Raw genomic sequence first — 17,821 nt, forward strand, 5'->3', positions numbered from 1 at the left:
ACAGTGATAGAAGTCACAGCGAATCATCAACAAAATCATGCACACACTACTATTTTAAGAGATCTAGTGGATGGTCTATTATTTGAAGATATCTTTGGTCTTTTGACAAAAAGTGAAGCATTGCAAATCGCTTCAGATACGATATTGAAATATGGCAATGAAGATAAGGTGCTCTATATACCTGTTTATCATAGTGGTTTAAATATTTATAGATTAAAAGGAACGACCGTCTTTGTAAAAGACAATGACGAACAACACGCGATCAATGCTTTAGGGTTATGGGATGCATTAGTTGAAATGAATGCACCATCGAGCCATGAATTGAATACAGTACGTTTTCGAGAAGGGGTAGAAGTTGCGATGGATCAGTTAACAGCGCAATTGGCAGGATTAACCTTATCAGAGCATCCCTTTATCAAATCAGAACAGTTTGCGAGTTTAAAGGATCGTCCATTTCATCCTTTAGCTAAAGAAAAACGTGGTTTAGGTAAATCAGATTATCAACAATATCAACCCGAATACTTTAAAACTTTTTCTTTAAAAACGGTCGCGATACATCGTGATTACATTTTAAAGAGTGAGTATTTAAACGAAAGCTTACTCAATGAAGCATTAGCAATCGAAGACGAGGATATATTACCGCACACACTTGAGTCAGCAGACTTAGATTCAGAGTCGTATATGGTATTTCCTGTACATCCTTGGCAAATGACACATGTGATTCCCGAAATGTTTCAAGCAGAAATCGCAGCGCGCATCATTGTGCCATTAGATTATGAGTTCGGCGAGTTTCTACCCTCATCATCTATGCGCTCGCTTATTGATATACAACGTCCGTTTCAGCATATTAAAGTACCGTTTTCAATGCAGTCGTTAGGTGCACTGAGATTAACACCGACACGCTATTTGTTAAATGGTGAGAAGGCAGAACAATTATTAAGTGAAATTATAGCTCAAGACAGCACTTTAGAGAATAAGGTAGCGCTGTGTAATGAAAAGCAGTGGCTATCGTTTATTAATGCAGATAAAGATATATTCCAAGATCAAATAGGCCATCTGACAACACAGATTAGAAGTTATCCTAAGCAAGTGACAGCATCATCGTCACAATTCGTATCGATGGCTGCATTAGCGGCACATGATGCCACATTATATGAAGATATTCTTGGCATAGCCCAAGATCAAATGGAAAGTCAGCAATTAGAAGTGTTATTTGATGAGATGATAGATCAATTTCTTCATATTATGCTTAAATTTATGCAAAATGGTGTCTTACCAGAAGTACATGGACAAAATATTTTAATTTTATTTAAAGAAGGGCATGTGGATCAATTTATATTGAGAGATCACGATACAGTGCGTATTTATCCACGGTGGATGCATGAAAGTAACATTGATATTCCACAATATGCGATAAGCAAAAATTCTCCAAATACGTTAATTAATGAAGATATAGAAACATTCTTTACATATTTTCAAACATTAGCAGTATCAGTGAATTTGTATGCAATTGTAGATATGCTACATCACGTCTTTGGATTGGATGAACTAATGTTAATGAATAAAATTAAATCATCACTTTCAAAGTATGTGCAGCAGATGGATTGTTCGGAAGTGGATAAAGCCCAAGTGCAACATATTTTGTTCGAGAAGCAAACGTGGCCTTTTAAACGCGTACTCTTACCACTTTTACATCAACAAGAATCAGGTGGCGGTAGCATGCCATCCAGTATTGGGACAATACCAAACCCAATGATGCGTCATGAACAGTGAAGCGATTTGGTATAGGAACTTTCGCATCTTATGGCTGAGCCAGTTTATTTCGATAGCTGGACTGACTGTACTCGTTCCTTTGTTGCCAATCTATATTGCATCACTCAAGGATTTATCTGTTACAGAAATTCAAATGTGGAGTGGGATTGCGATTGCAGCGCCCGCTATCACAACGATGATTTCATCACCGTTGTGGGGCAAACTTGGCGATAGAATCAGCCGAAAATGGATGGTACTCCGTGCATTATTAGGTTTAGCAGTTTGTTTATTATTGATGTCACTCTGTACGACGCCACTGCAGTTTGTGTTAGTCAGATTATTACAAGGTTTATTTGGCGGTGTCGTAGATGCTTCTAATGCATTTGCGACGAGTGAAGCACCTGAAAAAATGCGTGGTAAAGTACTTGGGAAATTGCAAAGTTCTATTAGTGCGGGCTCTCTTGTGGGACCACTTATAGGAGGCGTTGCAGCAAGTATTGTTGGATTTCAGTCGTTACTGTTAGTGATTGCTATTTTGACATTTATTGTCTGTGCAGTAGGTATTAAGTTACTTATAGAAACCACACATCAGCGTAACAGTAGCGAACCAGAACCTATACGTTGTGGTGTAAGACAATCATTTAAATGTTTACTGTGTTCGCAAGTGACATGTCGCTTCATTATCGTTGGTATACTTGCCAATCTTGCGATGTATGGCATGATGACTGCACTCGCCCCTTTAACAACTGGCGCCAACCAGACATTTTTAGATGATAAAGCAGCAGTGGGTCTTGTTCAATCTGCATTTTGGACTGCTTCTATTTTAAGTGCACCATTATGGGGAAGCTTAAATGATAAAAATTACGTCAAATATGTCTATTTAATCACTGCACTCATTTGTGGCTTAAGTGTTATATTCCAAGGTCTGTCCAGCACACTGTGGATGTTAATCATTTTTAGAGTGATACAAGGCTTTACGTATAGTGCATTAATTCAAAGTGTGATGTATGTCGTTGTTAAGGCATGTCATCAAGATTTAAAAGGCACTTTCGTTGGTTCCACGAACAGTATGTTAGGCGCTGTGATTACAAGTAGCTATAACCCTACGATTACATTTATCGTGATGGGTAGCATATTTATAAGCAGTTGTGTTGTCTTATTATCATCTCGAGTAAACGCTGTGAAAGATTATAAATTAACAATGAATGTATGGGAGTTGAATAATAAACGTGCAAAGTAATCAGAATATTGAAATAGCTGAACATGCAGCTGTAGAACGTATATTGAATGTATATTTTAGAGAACAAAATTTGTACAATGCGCAGCCAGAGCAAAACATGTGGCACATCACGCTCGGGCCGTCTAGAACGTTAATAGGTAAATTTAATTATTGGTCAGTAATGGGTCATCACACATACCACCCAGTGATGTGTGCACAAGACAATGGCACGTCTTCACAGTTAGCACCAAGGGAAGTGATTGAGCACGTGTTTGAGATGCTCGCACAACAAACAGAAGATGAAGATAAAACCGGATTAAAAGCAATACAACAAAATATTTATAAAGATATTAACAATAGTGTAAAACGCACCGCACTCTATTTAACACGTGCGCAACAACAAACAGAAGATGAGTATATTATTTCGGAACAATCCCTTTATTTAGGTCATCCGTTTCATCCAACACCCAAAAGTTCTGTCGGATTTAGCGAAGAAGATTTATTGCATTATGCACCAGAATGCCACGCACAATTTCAACTGTATTATATACAAGTTGATCGTTCTATCATGCTAGAACGATATGTGGAAGGCAGAGCGGCGGCAGTAAATGAATTGGTATTACAGTTGGCACAGTTAGATACTGATGACATAGACGACGGTTATACATTATTACCCTTGCATCCATATCAAATAACCGGATTAAAAGATAACGCTAAGTTTAAACAATGGATGGATGACGGCTTAATTAAAGACATCGGTATCAGCGGACATTATGTCTATCCAACGTCTTCTGTTCGTACGGTATTTTCAAAAGAGCTTAACATTTACCTGAAATTACCGATAAATGTCAAAATCACAAACTTCGTAAGAACGAATGATTATGAACAAGTAGAACGAACGATTGATGCTGCAAATGTCATCGCATCGATAAAAACATACTATGAAACAAAGCATTTTAAACTGATGTTTGAAGAAGGTTATCGTGCATTGAAATATTCGTCTGAAGCAGGGGCTTTTGATTTATTAGCAAATACTGCAATGATCGTGCGTGAAGGTATTGAAGATTATTATTCGGAGAAACAAATTCACGTGTTAGCAAGTCTATTTGAAACGATGCCACATGAGCCGGACTCTATGTTAGGAGACTTGATTACTCAAAGCGGTTTGTCGGATGAGGAATGGTTAAGTGCATACTTAGACATCACCTTATATCCAATGCTTGAATTACTATCTGAAACTGGCATTAGTTTAGAAGCACATGTACAAAATACTTTAATTGAATTTAAAGACGGCCATCCGGAAGTATGTTACGTCAGAGATTTGGAAGGCGTATGTATAGCAGAAGATATCGCAAAGCGTGCGCAAATTATTCCCAATATAATACAAAGCGATAGTCCAGTTGTCTATAGTAATGAAGCAGCGTGGCATCGTTTTAAATACTACATTATTGTAAATCATTTAGGACATTTGGTCGCTACAATGGGCAAACGCGTTGGCAGTGAAACGACATTATGGCAAACGGTTCGCAATAAATTGTTGAATTGGTCTCAAGACGCCAGTACATCAGCACAAATGAAAGTCTATGTGGATGACCTATACGAAAGGCCAACATTTTCAGCAAAAGCAAACTTTATGAGTAAAATAAAAGATTGCGGTGATAATCCACTTTATACCAATATACCGAACCCAATGTTTATGGAAGAGGAGGTACGACAACATGATGCACAATATTGAACAACAAGTAAAGCAACGCATTATGAATCAACTTGTAACTTCTATTATATATGAGGATGTTGTGCAATATGAGGTGACACAACAAGATGCTACTTCGATAGTAACTATTGAAGCTGAAGACGCAACGTATTGTGCTGAAGTGAGAGAATTAGATAGCTTTCAAAGGTTAGAACTTACGTCACCTGTATGGCGAATCACAGATGATGGCGATACAGCAGTAACGGTTGATTACGCTACAATGTTACGAGAAGTCATATATACATTTGAGAAAAATAATGAAAAAGTTGAGGCGTTTATCAACGAATTACTACAAACGGAGCTGAAAGATACACAAGCCATGCGATATAAAGAGATGACTGCGGGTAGTGTTAAATTAACGTTCGATGCACTTGAATCTTATGCGATGGAAGGCCATCCTTATCACCCAAGTTATAAATCGCGCCTTGGTTTTACGCCTGTAGATAATTTGCAATATGGCCCTGATTTCCAACCGACATTTACATTGAAATGGCTCGCAATTCCCAAACAATATATTGAACAAACTATCTCTCGAAATATTAAATCGCAAGACTTACTTCAACAACAATTAGGTGATGAAGTTGTGCAGCAGTTTAAAGAAGTGCTACAAGCATTAGATAAATCATTGGCAGACTATGAGTGGTTGCCAGTGCATCCTTGGCAATTTGATCACATTATTGCGAGTGAACTTGCTGAACAATGGATTAATGGTGAAATTATATTACTAGGCGAATCAGAAGAATACTATACACCGCAACAATCAATTCGTACATTATCACCTGTGGACACGTCTAAATATTATATTAAAGTGCCTTTAAGCATTACGAATACATCCACTAAACGTGTATTAGCGTCACATACGATTGAGAATGCAGCGCAAATTACAGATTGGTTAAAGTATATTCATGAACAAGATAGCTATCTAAATAAGGAATTAAAAACAGTATTCTTAGGTGAAATATTAGGCATGTCTTATATTAATGATAATTTAACTGAATCAAAGCGTGAAGCAATATATGGTGCAGTATCTGTCATATGGCGAGAGAACTTACACAGTTACTTAACTGAAACAGAAGATGCGATACCGTTTAATGCTATTTATATTTTAGACCAACGACAGAATCCAATTATTCAGCAATGGATTGCACAATATGGTGTAGCAGCTTGGGTTAGACAATTTATCAAAGTTGCAGTGCAACCGATTATCCATATGCTTTATTATCACGGTATTGCACTTGAATCACATGCGCAAAACATGATGCTTATTCATGAAGACGGTTGGCCAACACGTGTAGCAATTAAAGATTTTCATGATGGTGTGCGTTTTAAACGTGGATTACTTAGTACAGAGGCACAAAATCCTCAATTAAAAGACACACCAGAGGAACATAAGAAAATTAATCGTAATTCATTTATCGAAACAGAAGATGTGGAACTTGTTAGAGATTTTGCTTTAGACGCATTTTTCTTTATTAATATTTCTGAAATCATTATGTTCTTTGAACGTCACTACAATTTGAGTGAACATAAACAATGGATGTATGTATACGATGAAATCAAGCAGTATCGTCAAACCCATCCTGACCTACCTAATTATGAGCACTTTGATTTGTTTGAAAAAACGATACAAGTAGAAAAATTAACGACAAGAAGATTATTAGAGGATACGGAAATAAGAATCCATCACGTAACTAACCCGTTAGGAGTGATTCATCATGATGACGTTATCCCTCAAAGATAAATTGGCACAAGACGCTGAAGTCTATGGCATTTTCAATTCGATTCCGAATCCTCTTGTTATTGAAATCATCGCAGCAAGTGGTTACGATTTTGTAATTATAGATACTGAACATGCTGCCATTAACGATGAAACGTTAGAACATTTAATTCGTGCAGCTGAAGCAGCGCAAATCACGCCAATTGTCAGGGTCACTCAAGTTATTGATCGAGATATTATCAAAGTGTTGGACATGGGCGCAAGAGGTATTATTATCCCTCGTGTTAAAGATAAAGCGACCGTAGAACATATTGTGGAATTAAGTCGCTATTATCCTCAAGGTATGCGCAGTTTAAATGGTGGACGTATGGCCAAGTTTGGTGAAATTCCATTAACGGATTACATGGCGAACGCAAACGACAAAATTATTGTCATGGCGATGATTGAAGATCAAGAGGGCATCAGCGCCATAGAAGATATTGTACAAGTTGAAGGCTTAGACATGATTATTGAAGGTGCTGCCGATTTATCGCAATCGTTTGGCATACCATGGGAAACGAGCAGTGAAGTCGTACAATCAGCATTACGTTACATGCATGACGTGACAAGTGATTACAATAAACACTTTTGTGCCTTACCAAGAAATAAAGAACAACAAGATATATGGGCACAACGTGGTGTTAATACGTTTGTACTTGGAGACGATCGTGGCAAACTCTACCGTAACTTAAAATCAGAATTAACCTCATTTAAAGGAGGAGCAGAACGTGACACAAATATTCGACAAAATTAAAGAGATAAAGCAAAGTGGCGCACCTGTTTGTCATTATATATATGATTTAAACGCATTACGTCAACATGTGCATAAAATCGTGTCGTCCTTACCAGAGAACTGCGAGATGTATTATGCGATGAAAGCGAATAGTGAAGATGACATTTTAGCAACGATGAGTGAATCCGTTGCTGGATTTGAAGTTGCATCTCAAGGTGAAATACAAAAAGGCTTAGCATATAAAAAAGCGAACCGTATTATTTTTGGTGGCCCAGGAAAAACAGATGAAGAATTAATATTTGCAATCGAGCAAGGCATTCAACGTATTCATGTGGAAAGCATATATGAATTAAAAAGGTTAAACGCTATCCTAGATACCAAAAATAAACAGATGGATGTCTTATTACGTGTGAATTTATCAGGACCTTTTCCAAATGCGACGCTACACATGGCAGGACGCCCAACCCAATTTGGTATATCGGAAAATGAAGTCGAACAAGCAATTAAGCTTGCACTTGAACTACCGCATATCAAATTAGAAGGATTTCATTTTCATTCTATTTCAAATAACTTAGATGCAGCGTTACATTTAGATGTTATGCGACTCTATTTTCATAAAGCCAAAATATGGTCAGAAGCTTTTCAATTTCCACTGAAACATATCAATATCGGTGGAGGTATCGGAGTCAATTACGCAGATTTAAATCAACAATTCGAATGGCAGAAATTTGTGGAAGGCTTTCAAGACGTCATTAATGAAGAAGCGATGAATGACGTTACGTTGAACTTTGAGTGTGGCCGATACTTAGTTGCGCAAATCGGTTACTATGCGACTGAAGTCATTGATATCAAGCAAGTGCATAATGCGTATTACGCTATTTTAAAAGGGGGCACGCAACAATTCAGACTACCAGTGTCATGGCAACACAACCATCCTTTTGAAATATGTCATATTAACCATAACCCTTATCACTTTGAACGCATGGAAGTCGCAAATGAAAAGGTGACATTCGTCGGTCAACTCTGCACGCCGAAAGATGTTTTCTCAAAAGAAACACCAGTAAAATTTGTGAGAACTGGGGATGTCGTAATATTTAATTACGCTGGGGCTTATGGTTGGTCTATTTCTCACCATGATTTTTTAAGTCATCCACATCCGACATTTATCTATTTATCTGATAAATAAGGAGGACTACAATGGAACAAATGTATAAAGCATTAAAACTTGTACCAGTGGAACACATAGACTTACACGAAACATTTGAGCAAAAGCGTTTAGAAAAGACAAAGCAAAGTATTGAAGCGGAACAAATTATGAGACATCCAGTGTTAGTTACACAAACACAGTCAGGTAGATATATGGTCATTGACGGTGTGCATCGTTTCACGAGTCTCAAGGCACTTGGATGTCGCGTTGTACCAGTGCAAGATATTAATGAAACACAATATTCAATTAGTACATGGAACCATAAAGTGGCTATTGGTCAGTGGTGGGAAACTTTGCGACAAGATAACAGTTTGCCATGGACGACAGAAATTAAAAATACAACGCCATTTATTACAATGTGCAAAGGCTATGACGAACAATATTTATATGTAGAAGATTTAGGAGAACAGAAACTAGAAGCGTGGGCAAAGGTCGTTGCCAGTTATAGTCAAACCTATGATGTGGAGCGTATAGCACAGAGTGATAATACTTGTGTATCTAACCAGCATATTTTGATGAAATATCAGCCGCTCGGTTTTCAAGAAATCGAAACAATCGTCAATAGAGGAGAAACTGTCCCAGCCGGTGTCACACGTTTTAACATTTCTGGTCGCTGTCTTAACTTACAAGTGCCATTAACCATTTTAAAAGAACAGAGTGAGCTAAATAGAAATGTAAAATGGAATAAATTCTTAGAGGAAAAAATGGATAGTGTACGTTGTTACTCTGAAAAAGTATATTTAGTTGAGCAATGACGTCTTATTATAAATAGAAAATGAGCCTGGGACATAGCACATGTCTCAGGCTCATTTTTTATATTGGCAGGGGCTGACTGAATTGAAAATGCGATTATATCAAGCTTTTAAAGAACTACTACTTCATTTATGAAGACAAGTAGTTCTTATGCAAGAGCTGAAGCGCTTGTATTCCATTTTACAGTAGCTGTGCCGGGCTAGCTCATACGATGAAATTTTATTAGAAAAATGTCAGGGTCTAATTATTGTTTGTTTTTATTGTCTTTCTTTGCCTGTTTTAAATCAATTTGAGCTAATAGTGGATCATGATCACTCGCACGACCTGACATATCAGTGAAATCACTGTTTACATGAATTGGATCTAATTCTGTATGGTTTTTCAAGTTATTTGAAACGAATATGTGATCAAGTGCTTGCGAATTACCTTGATAATTGTATGAATAACGTTCGTTTTCAGGTAAATCGTAAATCATATTGCTCATATTAAAGCTTTCAAATGTTTTTAACGGTTTTGACCATTGGAAATCATTATAATCGCCAACGGATACGATATTTGCATTAGGATTGTCTTTTTGAACTTGTTCTACAAAACGTCCAACTGACTTCGCAATTTCAACACGCTGATTTTCACTTTCTAATACAGGTGGTTGTTGACTACCGAATAGCGGTGTATCACCATTTTTAGAGTTCCAATGATTCGCTAATACGATGACTTGTTCGCCATGGAATTTAAATTGAGCAGCCAATGGTTTTCTAGAATCATCAAAGGCAGGGTTATTTGGGTCGATGCGACCTGGATTTAATGTTAAGTCGCCATCTTTATATGAGACTGCTGTGTCCGCATCTCCAGATTCAATAGATTTATCAAATTGAACACGCTTAGGATTGTATAAGAAACCAACACGAATATTTGCATCAGGCTGTCCGCCGTCTTCATTCATTGAAGGATCTATATTTAAATATTTATATTTAGGACCACCAGCTTCTTCAATATCTTTAATTAAGCGTTCATAAGATTTATTAGCTTCTGGTCCGCCTTCTTTTGGACCATCATTATCTTGTACTTCAGTCACGCCGATAATATCAGGATTTTTCATGTGTTCTGTGATACCATTCGCAATTTTATCCGCTTTATCTTCTGTTGTAGATGATGAATTGTTAGAGAAATTTTCTAAATTATACGATGCAACATTGAGCTTTTGATTACTCGGTTCAATGGAAGTTGGTTCTGGCTCAGTGTCACCCTCGACATGTGCTTGTTTCATGTCATCTAAATCTACATTTAATTTGTAATTTTGGAATCCATAATTCACATGACCAATAATTGGACCTTTAAATTTATCGCCTGTTGCTACATCAAAATCACGCGCTTTATTATTATCATACATTTTAAAAGGAATACGCTCACCATGCTGGTCATTTTCTGTTAAACGTACACCGCCATTGTCAGTTTCAGCAGATTGGTCGTCTAAAACAGTGAAAAGGTCACCGTGTTCTTGTGGGCCAACACTTCTGACATCGCCAACTTTAACACGCATGCCCTCTAGCGATTCCCAGTAGTCAATTGCGTATTGCTCACGATCAAAGGTTTGAAAGTTATCGTTTGCAGAAATTTTGCTTGGTACTTTTTCAATCTCATACGGCTCGGGCAATTTTTGGTTACTTTCTTCAATAGATACATTGCCACCTTTATCGTCACGCGCATTAATTTGAGTTACTGGTAAGTCGGTTTCTTGTTTATCGCCATAACCGTCAATATAATATTCATCGACAGTGCCCGTAACAGTAACTAAGTCACCTTTTTTAGCGTCATAATTTTGATTACCCGTATAAATAATAAGCCCCTCAGATGTATTTGGGTTTTTATCCTTTTTATCGTCAGGTGTTTCGATATGTAAGTACTTGCCACCATTTAATTCATATTGATATGTAACAATGCCTTTTATATTGTTCACTTTTTGGCCATCGTAAGGTGATTGATGACCTTCACCTTGAATATCGTGAATCTCTATACTTTTTGTCGAACTATCTTTTGTATCTTGCGCATCTTTCTCTGTCGTTGTTGCGTGAAGTGTAGTAGGTGCTATGACAGTAGTTGCTAATGCCATAGATGTGATTAATGACCAAGTTAATTTATTCAAAACCATTCCCCTTTAAATTTCAAATTTAATTATATTGTAACAAAGCTAATTCAAAGGAATTGTTAAAATAGCGTAAATTAATATTAAGTTTGGATTGGTTGATGGTAATGGGAAATAAAAGTGATGGTTAAGTCACATATGCAATGGTAAGTACTTGTTTAAAAAATAAAAACTGTAATTCAAGACTGGGGTGGAGTTAAAAGAAGGAGTGATAAATTAGTAATTAAAATAAATAGCCATCTTTATAAGATGACTATTTTATTCTTCTATGATATATCTGTAAAGTTCATCTTTTACGGGTGTTTCTAGTGATAAATTCATTGTTACAATATTGTCTTGTTTTTCGTTAGGCATTATCGTTTGTTCTGCTGTATCTTCAATGTAATGTGCTTTGCCTAAGTAATAATAATCTTTACCATCTGTTAAGGCTTCTTTTTTTACAAAAACATGCATAGTAATACCATCTCTTTGATGATTTAAAATATCTTTAACTTCAGGTGAATCTATCTTTCTTTCAGATTTTGTAAACCATTTTATTTTCTCATTACTTAAAAATGTATCTTCATACTTTGTATTATCACTTATATCATCTTGTTTATGATAATTAATAAAAATAGGTAACGTTCCAGAACCAAACATATAACCATTTACTACTGAAGATACATCGCTATCCCAATTTAATAGTTTTACAAAATCTTTTCGTGAATATTTATTATATAAAATAAGCGAGTTTTTACCATCATAATGTTTTTCATTATTATATTCAGCCAATTTGATAATATCTTCTACATAACACTTAAACAAATCTTTGGATAAAGATTCGATAAAGGTTTCTGTTAAATAAACATTATTATTATCTACCTTGATAATGGGGTTGCCATAAGATACATTTATATTTTCACTGAAGAAACTAAAATCCAAGACTTTCAAACTTGTAGAAATATCGTCAATTGTAACGGTAGAGTCGACTTCTTGTGCTCTAGCAAATAAATGATTGATATTTTGTTCTTGATTCATAACTGCTTTCAAAACTATATGGTCTACATTTTTTAATCCTTGAGCAATTTCTCGTGATAAAAATGTTAAATTCTTTTTCTCGTTTTCATTTAATTCATCTGAAACTTTATTGTATCTAACGAGAAAATCATGATAGTTTTTATATGGGCTCCTTGAATTTCCGTTTGAATCAGTTTTAGAGGTGTATATGATTCCCGGATCGATAGAATTCTGTTCAATAAAATCCATTAACATAGGTATTCTACCAATTCTACTTTCAACTGTTGTATAAGCTTCTTTAATTAATTTGGCTGAGTTTAATTTAACTGCTTTCAATGAGTCATAGATTTTCTTCTTAGCTATTTCTTCAAAATTGATTGTCGATACGCCATTAAGTGCTGAATTATTTGTTAAAAATTTTCTGTAGTTATCCTTATTTTGCGACTGATCTCCAGACAAGGCTATTGGAATTAGATAGTTTTTATTATAGTTACCAATAAAATCTATGATTGTTACATATTCTTTATTACTACTTTTTCTTAACCCTCTACCTAACTGTTGGATGAAAATAATACTAGATTCTGTTTCCCTCAGCATTACAATTTGATTAACAGAAGGTATATCAATACCTTCATTAAATAAATTAACGGTTATTATATAATTAATTTCACCTGATTTAAGCTGTTGAATAACTTCTTTTCTTTTTTGAGGATTATCTTCTCCAGTTAGTGCGATAGAAGGAACACCACGTAATGACAAGTTTTTTGCTAAATCATAAGCTTCTTCTTTTCTACTTACAAAAATCAAACCTTTTAATTCATCACCTGAGTAGCCATAATAGCTAGTTTTTTCTAAGACATGCTCAACTCTTTCATTAGAAGTTAAATCCGACAAATTACTTACCTCATCGATTTTTTCTCCGTTATGGACATAGTCAGTTACTCCAAAGTAATGGAAAGGGCATAGCACTTCGCTTTCAAGTGCTTTTTGTAATCTAATTTCGTAAGCAATATTATAATCAAACATTTCAACTATATTTAGACTGTCTGTCCTCTCAGGCGTAGCTGTCATACCTAGCAAAAAATTAGGTTTGAAATAATTAAATACTTTTTGATAAGTAGCGGCTGCAGACCTATGAGCCTCATCAAAAACGATATAATCAAAGTGATCTTTTTCAAATTGATTGTATATATTTTCGTTAGAAAGGGTTTGAATAGTAGCAAATAAATATTTAGCATTAATATCTTTATTTTTACCAGTTAATAATCCGAAATCTGCGTCATTTGATTAAGATAATACTTTTTTGAATTCATCTATTGCTCTGTTTAAGATCCCCTCGTTATGCACTACAAACAAGAATTTTTTTGGATCATAGTTTCTAACATCTAAAGCACTTAAAATAGTTTTTCCTGTACCAGTCGCCGAAATGATAAGTGCTTTATCTTTTGCATTTTTTCTCAGTGACGTTAATGATTTTAAGGCTTCTCTTTGGATTAAATTCGGCTCAATTTTATTTAAATTTTTTGTTTGTGTTTCAACTAGTGATTGCGTTTCTGCAACTTTAACTGTATTTTTAAAAGTTTGGTATTCAAATGTATTTTCATACACTTCTATCCATTCATGTGAAAGAGGTAAACTTGTTGCCCATAATTCATCAAATTGTGATTTGATGTTATATATAAGGTCACCACTTTGCTGTGTGGAAAAAAGGATATTATGTTCATAGTTTATTTTTAATGCATTAGAGGTTAGATTAGAGCTTCCAATAATTATTGATGAATAATCAATATGATCAAACATATAACCTTTTGCGTGAAAACCATTCACATCTGTTAATCTAACTTCTACGTTTTTAAGTTTTAATAACTCTTTATACATATTGGGTGTGTTGAAACCTAAATAGTTTGAAGTAATAATCTTACCTTTAATTCCTTTTTCATTTAAGTCATAAAGATAGGATTTCAAACTCGCCAAGCCACTTTCAGTTATAAAAGCTACTGAAATCGTAAATGACTTACACTTATGAAGTTCGTCTATAATTGTAGACAAAACATTCTCTTCTTTATTATTTACCAGTAATTTCGGCATAAAGTTTCCTTTGTGAGCAATAGTACGGTCAATAAATCCTTTATGTAATGATTGATTAAAGTCTTCTAACAAATTAGTCATAATTATTCCTCATTTACAATGATTTCAACTGCTGGAATGTCCGCTGGCGCCCATTCTAATTCTTCTAATTTTTGGGTTGCTACCCATTTGATTTCTTTATGTTCTGTTAAAGTTGGTAATTTTTCATTCAATGTACATTTATAAGTGCTTAGCTTTACGATACCAAAATCATATTCATATTCAGTAGTGGTGATTTTGTCACCAACTTCAATATCACATAGCATTTCTTCTCGTATTTCTCTTTTTAATGCATTAATTTCTGATTCATCTTTTTCTATTTTTCCACCCGGGAATTCCCATAATAGAGGTAAACTCATATTTTCATTTCTTTGTGCACATAGCACTTTATTTTCAGAAAAAATGACAGCACCCACAACTTCAATTTTTTTCTTCAAATTACTTCCTCCTAAATTTTACGTTTGATTTAATTCTAACAAACTATGAAGATTAGCGTAATTATTTAAAAAACTGTTATAAAGTAATACTTTAAATCTATCTAAATAAAATTAAATAGTAATTTGAAATTTACAAAATCCATATAGCATTAACTTTAGATTAATATTACATTGCTAGAATAGTGAATGAAACATTAAAAATTCATATTGGGAGGTACGTGTGATGGCATATAAGTATCGTTCTATTGCTGTAAGTACTGTAATGAGTCTAGCTATAGTATTTACTACAGTTTCAGCACCAACAGCTGATGCAAGTGGTTCAGGTAGTGCAGCAGAAGGTGAAAAAAACGGTGATATTGAATTACTGGATAAAAAACCTAAAGTAGCTGAGGTTCCAGAGAACAACAATCCTAACCGTGTAATTACAAATTTAAAGGGTGACACTAAAACAGAAATGGGTTTTAGTTGGTATACAACAGACAAGTTCAAAGATTCTAAAGTATGGGTGTCAGAATCTAAAGATTTTTCAGATGCAAAATCATTTGATGCGAAACCTAAAAAAGTAGACTCTAAGTATCTTGAAAGAGATAAAGATGGAAATATCATCTATAAAGATGTAGCCAAAGATGATGAAGGCGAACCTATTGAAAAAAATGGCAAACCTAAAGTGAATGGTTATTATACCGATGAAAATGCAGGTGGCCCTGAGTGGACGAGTGGCGACAAGCACGGTAAAACAGATTTAATCAAAGAAAAAGAATATACATACAAAGCACAAGCTAAAGATTTAAAACCGAATACACAATATTACTACAAAGTGGGTAGTGAAAGTGGGAAGAAAAGTGAAATAGGTAAGTTCAAGACTTCCGGTGATAAAGGCGATCCATTTAGCTTTGTACAATACACAGATACGCAAAACGCTTTTTGGAATGAGAACGTAAGAAATGAAGCAGCATTTGGTGCTGATACATTGAAAAACGCAATCCAAACAGCAGGAGATCCTAACTTCGCACTACATACAGGGGACTTTGTAGAAACTGCTGAAGTTGAAGATGAATGGAAAGACTTGTATAAACAATCTAGACCATCATTTATGTCGTTACCAGTTGCTGCAGCACCAGGTAACCATGATGAGTATGCGTTAAATGAAGAAGACGAAAAATTATTGAATAAATTCAATGAACACATGAACGTACCAAAAGAAAATGACGCAGTAAATGGCGGTTCGTACTATTCATTTGATTATAATGGGGCACACATGGTAGTAGCGAATACAAACGATAATAAGAAATCAAAAGACAATCCAGATGAAAAGGCCATCGGTGATGAACAGATGGAATGGATTAAGAAAGATATTAAACAGGCGCGAGACAATGGGGCAAAATGGGTTGTTTTAAACTTACACAAACCAATGTATTCTAAATCATATCATGCACTTTCAGATGAAGATGTGAAGAAAGTAAGAGAAGAATTAACAAAAGAAATTGATGATCTTGACGTTGACTTAGTATTACAAGGACATGACCACGTGTTATCACGTACACATCCTTTAGAACACACATCTACGAAAAATAGTTTTGTGAACGCGAAGAAAGAAGATACTGAACAATTCGTTGGCGAAGATGGCGTGGAATATTATGACGATCCAGAAGGTTCAGTTTATGTGCTACCTAACACTGGTGGTACGAAAGAATACGATAGTATTTATGACCGTTCATTAGAGCACATTAAAAAGGTTAGACCAGAATTAAGCTGGTTAACTCAGAAAGATTTAGATCATTACAACAGTCTATTCAAACTAGGTGAACAACCACAAGAAACAGATGCATTTGAAGATAAACACGAAAATAACAGAGATTCATCAGCTCAAAACTTCTCAGTATATGAAGTTGAAGGCGATCAATTGAAAGTTAAAATTTATCAACTACGCGGTGACATCAGTAAAGGTGAACAACGTAGTGTAGAATTAGTAGATGAATTTGGTATTCAAAAAGATTAAATATAATTAAAACCAATACCTAAGCTGTAATTTATTTTATAGCTTAGGTATATCGGTTTTCCTTTGAAAAAGGAGACTTGTTTTATGAGACAATATATTAAAGCTTTATCAATAATATCTATTTGTACAGCGTTACTTATGGGTTGTAGTAATGAAAAAGCTGAGACAGATAAATCGACTGGAAAAGAAGCAATGGCACAAGAGTCCAGTAAAGAAGAAGCATCAAATAAAACTCAAATTTCTGATAAAGAACAGAAGAATATAAAAGAAGAAATGATAGATTGGTTAGCTGAAGATAAAAAAGAAGACGGTAAGGCAGTCTCCAATCGTTATTTTAGTACAAGTAGTATTTCTGATGGTGATTGGTATGCGGGTACGGAAAAAGGAGAAATACAAATCAATAATACTGGCAAACCTGGACCTGAAGCATTCGATTTACATGCTGTAACTGGCGCCGTTGCCTATACACCTAAAGATGGTGAAACAGGCTTTGATAAAGAAGTGGAAGACCTTTCTAATGTAGAAGGTTATAAGGAAGTTGCAGACTTAAGTAAGCCAGTGACAAAATACATTTTCACTGAAGAGGGCAAGGTCTACGAATACCAATTTGAAGGTAAAGATGATGTGACTTTAGCATCAGGCTTCGCACCAAAAGATCATACTGGTAAAGACCCGAACCTACGCCCAGACCAACAATTTAAAGAAACCGAAAACAAAGCGTTGAGTAAGTTTTATAAAGAATTGGTTGAAGAATATAAATAAGAGAAGTCTTAAGTAAAAGCGGAAAAGAAATATATTTGAGATTAAGCAACGATAAGTTGTTTGATCTCTTTTTTGTTTTGACGATAAATTATAATAATTGTACGTGTAAGATTAATAAAAGAATATTAACGTCGTTGCTCACATCTTTTTATATTATAAAAACGAAAAACATTAAAATTATAGC

11 protein-coding genes and 1 pseudogene are annotated in these 17,821 nt (G+C 35.0%); 9 read left to right on the top strand and 3 right to left on the bottom strand.

The window, feature by feature from the left end:
* Positions 1 to 3: 3 nt before the first annotated feature.
* From sbnC to sbnI, 7 genes are read left to right on the top strand one after another with little or no spacing between them, the layout of a single operon-like run.
* Positions 4 to 1,773 (top strand): staphyloferrin B biosynthesis protein SbnC, encoded by a 1,770-nt coding sequence (gene sbnC, locus SOJ_RS01780; RefSeq protein WP_002506353.1) that lies wholly within the window; start codon positions 4 to 6, stop codon positions 1,771 to 1,773.
* Positions 1,763 to 2,992 (top strand): MFS transporter, encoded by a 1,230-nt coding sequence (locus SOJ_RS01785; RefSeq protein ID WP_037539388.1) that lies wholly within the window; start codon positions 1,763 to 1,765, stop codon positions 2,990 to 2,992. Before sbnC ends, SOJ_RS01785 begins: the two co-directional genes overlap by 11 nt.
* Positions 2,982 to 4,706 carry an IucA/IucC family protein gene (locus SOJ_RS01790; RefSeq protein ID WP_002506355.1) on the top strand — a complete coding sequence of 575 codons (1,725 nt, stop codon included), beginning with the start codon at positions 2,982 to 2,984 and terminating at the stop codon, positions 4,704 to 4,706. Before SOJ_RS01785 ends, SOJ_RS01790 begins: the two co-directional genes overlap by 11 nt.
* The gene (sbnF, locus tag SOJ_RS01795; protein WP_238536961.1) at positions 4,693 to 6,465 is read left to right on the top strand and encodes a staphyloferrin B biosynthesis protein SbnF; all 1,773 of its coding nucleotides are present in this window, start codon (positions 4,693 to 4,695) and stop codon (positions 6,463 to 6,465) included. Before SOJ_RS01790 ends, sbnF begins: the two co-directional genes overlap by 14 nt.
* Positions 6,440 to 7,234 carry an HpcH/HpaI aldolase family protein gene (locus SOJ_RS01800; RefSeq protein WP_002506357.1) on the top strand — a complete coding sequence of 265 codons (795 nt, stop codon included), beginning with the start codon at positions 6,440 to 6,442 and terminating at the stop codon, positions 7,232 to 7,234. Before sbnF ends, SOJ_RS01800 begins: the two co-directional genes overlap by 26 nt.
* The gene (locus SOJ_RS01805; protein ID WP_002506358.1) at positions 7,209 to 8,399 is read left to right on the top strand and encodes a type III PLP-dependent enzyme; all 1,191 of its coding nucleotides are present in this window, start codon (positions 7,209 to 7,211) and stop codon (positions 8,397 to 8,399) included. The genes SOJ_RS01800 and SOJ_RS01805 overlap by 26 nt, the downstream gene beginning before the upstream one ends.
* 11 nt (positions 8,400 to 8,410) lie before the next feature.
* Positions 8,411 to 9,175 carry a bifunctional transcriptional regulator/O-phospho-L-serine synthase SbnI gene (gene sbnI, locus SOJ_RS01810; RefSeq protein ID WP_002506359.1) on the top strand — a complete coding sequence of 255 codons (765 nt, stop codon included), beginning with the start codon at positions 8,411 to 8,413 and terminating at the stop codon, positions 9,173 to 9,175.
* A 242-nt stretch (positions 9,176 to 9,417) separates the two neighbouring features.
* On the opposite strand, the gene SOJ_RS01815 is transcribed toward sbnI, so the two are convergent.
* From SOJ_RS01815 to SOJ_RS01825, 3 genes and pseudogenes are all read right to left on the bottom strand, one after another.
* A complete protein-coding gene (locus tag SOJ_RS01815; protein WP_002506360.1) occupies positions 9,418 to 11,316 on the bottom strand; it encodes an endonuclease/exonuclease/phosphatase family protein in 1,899 nt (632 codons plus the stop codon).
* A gap of 258 nt (positions 11,317 to 11,574) precedes the next feature.
* Positions 11,575 to 14,481 (bottom strand): annotated as a pseudogene (locus SOJ_RS01820) (DEAD/DEAH box helicase).
* A gap of 2 nt (positions 14,482 to 14,483) precedes the next feature.
* Positions 14,484 to 14,876 carry a (deoxy)nucleoside triphosphate pyrophosphohydrolase gene (locus tag SOJ_RS01825; protein ID WP_002506363.1) on the bottom strand — a complete coding sequence of 131 codons (393 nt, stop codon included), beginning with the start codon at positions 14,874 to 14,876 and terminating at the stop codon, positions 14,484 to 14,486.
* Positions 14,877 to 15,099: 223 nt separating this feature from the next.
* Here SOJ_RS01825 and SOJ_RS01830 point away from each other — a divergent pair, with 223 nt between their 5' ends.
* Positions 15,100 to 16,875 carry a purple acid phosphatase family protein gene (locus SOJ_RS01830; RefSeq protein WP_002506364.1) on the top strand — a complete coding sequence of 592 codons (1,776 nt, stop codon included), beginning with the start codon at positions 15,100 to 15,102 and terminating at the stop codon, positions 16,873 to 16,875.
* 84 nt (positions 16,876 to 16,959) lie between these two features.
* Positions 16,960 to 17,637, top strand: a complete 678-nt coding sequence (locus SOJ_RS01835) for a hypothetical protein (RefSeq protein WP_002506365.1) — start codon at positions 16,960 to 16,962, stop codon at positions 17,635 to 17,637.
* Positions 17,638 to 17,821 lie beyond the last annotated feature (184 nt).

The organism is Staphylococcus sp. OJ82 (assembly GCF_000294465.1).
Taxonomy (GTDB): domain Bacteria; phylum Bacillota; class Bacilli; order Staphylococcales; family Staphylococcaceae; genus Staphylococcus; species Staphylococcus equorum.